Origin of the sequence: uncultured Thiocystis sp. (genome assembly GCF_903866365.1) — a bacterium.
Lineage (GTDB): Bacteria > Pseudomonadota > Gammaproteobacteria > Chromatiales > Chromatiaceae > Chromatium.
The window spans coordinates 1-3,071 of sequence record NZ_CAIPNF010000253.1 but is presented as its reverse complement, the minus strand read 5'-3'; the positions used below and the strand labels follow the sequence as shown (position 1 = coordinate 3,071).

3 protein-coding genes and 1 pseudogene are annotated in these 3,071 nt (G+C 57.5%); all 4 read right to left on the bottom strand.

The features are described 5' to 3' along the window. Positions 1-314: 314 nt before the first annotated feature. Entirely contained in the window at positions 315-794 is a 480-nt protein-coding gene (locus tag QZY07_RS14130) for a hypothetical protein (protein WP_295403888.1), read from the bottom strand. A 65-nt stretch (positions 795-859) separates the two neighbouring features. Beyond that, positions 860-2,041 (bottom strand): ATP-binding protein, encoded by a 1,182-nt coding sequence (locus tag QZY07_RS14125; RefSeq protein ID WP_295403885.1) that lies wholly within the window; start codon positions 2,039-2,041, stop codon positions 860-862. A gap of 424 nt (positions 2,042-2,465) precedes the next feature. Then, positions 2,466-2,882, bottom strand: coding sequence for a TM2 domain-containing protein (locus tag QZY07_RS14120; RefSeq protein ID WP_295403882.1), 417 nt, complete (start codon positions 2,880-2,882; stop codon positions 2,466-2,468). A gap of 3 nt (positions 2,883-2,885) precedes the next feature. Beyond that, positions 2,886-3,071 (bottom strand): annotated as a pseudogene (locus tag QZY07_RS14115) (hypothetical protein); the annotation flags it as partial.

The window sequence follows — 3,071 nt, the reverse complement described above, 5'->3', positions numbered from 1 at the left end:
TGCTTCATCGAAGCCGACATGACCTCTCTGGAAGACCCGGATCGGAGCTGGTGATACGGATGGTTGAGTCGGTCAGGCAGCTCCGATCTGCGAGTGACATCCTTGTGGCCCAAAAATGAAGGAATCGTTGTCGTACCCCTGAACGACTGGCTGGAGGGCCGGATCGATCAGGGACAGTGGCAAGCGAATCTGACTCGGCTGCGTGCGACGACCTCGACCTGATCGAAAAGCCAGCGGGCCTGACCCTAATCGATGCCCTGTTCAGAATCTCGGCAGCCAACAGGCTATCGTCTCACACTGAATCGCGACAAGCGTCATGGGCGCAGACGCGCGCCAGACAGGATCTCGATCAGTCTTCGCAGGGTCGGAAAGCGATCACGCTGCTGCTCCAGCACTGACTTCGGGAAACGCGCTTCATAACAAGCGGAGTTCAATAGATTCATCCCGGATTGTTTCATCATCCGCTTACAAGCCTTCGTCTCATTGGGCGGCGATTCGCCCAAGAGGCGCAGCAAAAAGAATTCGATACAGTGCTCGGAGACCAATGCTTCAACGCCGGGGGCATGGGCCTTGATCCAGGCGTCATCGGGCAACGGAATATCGTTATCCAGGAACGCGGCCAAATGATCGTACTGAATCGGCCCGGCCAGCCGCTTTGGTCGCATCAGAATGTGCTCAGGCCCCTTCCCATGCGCGTTGCGTATCGTACAGGTCACGCCGCAATCACGGGTATTGAACAGGCGGCTTAGATGCGTGAGAAAAGCGACTTCCGCATCCCCTTCGCCGACAATCAACACCGTTTGGTTGGTCTTGCGGGTGCGTTGGTGCGTGCGAATGTGGCGGCTCCGATGCGGCATGATCAGACCCTCGGAATTGCGCCATAAGCGCCCGCCATGTACTTCGCATAGTAGTTGTCATCCTTGCGCACGCCGCGCATGGAATCCAGGCGCCACGCATCGCTGATGCCCCGTTCATCCTTTTCCACCAGCATGATTTGCTGTTTCTCCCAGACGGTGAGGATTTCAGGGGCATGGCAGGTAAAAATGATCTGGGCCTTGCGAGGGTTCGTCTCGGGGCTCAGGAAAAGATCCAGGATTGGCGCGAGCATGTGCGGATGTAAATCCGCTTCCAGTTCATCGATAACGGCCAGGCCGCCGGTCTCCAATGCCGGCAAGAGGCGCGACAGCAACAGATAAGCGCCTTGCGTGCCGCTGGACTCCTGCACAAAGATCCGATCGACGGATTGTTCGCCAAGCGTGTGAACGCCGAACGGAAAAGGTTTCTTGATGACCGGCGTGTTCGTCGGGTCCGTGAATGTCACCTCCCTGATTTGGACATCCGCCAAGCCAAGATCCCAGGCACGCAGATAGTCCGCCATGCGCACGCGCAATCGCTCGCTCTTGGCGAAGGTGTCACTGGCCTCGATCAGACCATCGTAACCAGGGTGGGTGCGGCCCGTCTCAATGACATTCGTATAAATTGGCAGGGACGCCAGTTCCAACGCGATCGGCACATTGTACTGAGCCGCCGTGGAGATCAGCGACGCATTCGGACGGACCTTTTTTGCCTCGCTCGGGCTCATGCCGAAGCCCTGTTGCCGGATCACGTAGGCGCCAGCCTCCCAGTCCCGCGTAAACACGTAACTGAATAATTTGCTGGTCTTACGATACAGCGCTTCATGAAGTACCCGCTCTCGGGTCAAGGCGACGTGGTAACGCCAGTGGTTGGCGCCAACCGTCAGCTCAATTTCAAACTCGCAACGCTGGTCTTTCGAGAAAAAATGCGTCTCGAACGGGATGTCTTTTTTAGGTTCGCCGTCGACGAACGACCGGCTGACAAACCAATGGAAGAATGACAATGGCTTGATCAGGTTGGTCTTGCCACTGGCATTCGGGCCAATAACCACCATCGCGTGAGAGAGGATCTCGGAATCCTTAAGATGACTGGCACCAGGGCTGCCGAAGGTTTTAGGAAGCCTGAAATCGACAGTCACCGTCTCGCCAAACGAGTAGAAATTTCCGAAAGTGTAATAAAATATCATGATGTGGCGCCTCGGATTTCGCCCTTCTAAGGCGTCATTCTAAACCTAATTTCACAAAAATTTGTGATTTTTACGTTTGTAAGCGGTCACGATTGGGGCTCCTCCACGGCAGATGAACTTGAAACGTGGGATTGGCGTCGCGATGGCGGCCACGAAAAGGGAAGAATCCTGGACATTCTCGCGGACATTCCGACGGTACGAAAAGGGATAAAGCTCGGTAGGCTGGGATGAGGAATGAACCCCAACAGCCGCCGCCATTGATGCCGGGCTCCGGCGCGTCGTGCGCGTCAGTCTGGAGATCGTGCGGATCGTGGCGGGGTTGCCAGGGTGGGGGTGTGAGGCCAGGAAAGGCATCCGATGCGGATCTACGGGCTACTTGGCTGATGTTGGGTTTCCAACAGCGGTAACCCGACCACGCAGCCGATCAGGGCCGAAACCGGCGCTGTTCGTCATTGACCGTCGCGATCTGCTCGTTGAGCGTCCAGTAATCGTAAAGATAGCCGATCAGGAACAGCCCCCCGGTCAGCAGCCAGATTAGGCCGGTGATCCATTTGCCCAGATAGAAGCGGTGGACGCCGAACAGCCCGAGAAAGGTCAGCAGAATCCAGGTCAGGTCATAATCCTTGACGCCTGGGGTAAAGCGTCGCTCCGCCCGCCGGTGCATCCCCGGAATCAGGAACAGGTCGATTAGCCAGCCGATGCCGAGCAGACCGAGCGTCAGAAACCAGAGCGTGCCGGAAAGGGGCTTGCCGTCGTAGAAGCGATGCGCGCCCATGAACCCGAAAATCCACAGCAGATAACCGATCAGGAGCGAGTGGGTCGCAGCCTCCGGCTGGTGCATCCGTTATCCCCTCACGGACTTGAGCGGCGCCACTTTTTCGGGCAGGCTCTCGGGCGCCGACTCCGGTTCCGACTCCAGCCCTGCGCCCGGCTCCCGCTCCACCGGCTTCCCCTTCAACATCTGCTCGACCTCGCGGGCGTTGCGGGCCAGATAGATAGCCAGGTTCTCCAGATCCGGTTCAGGCAGATT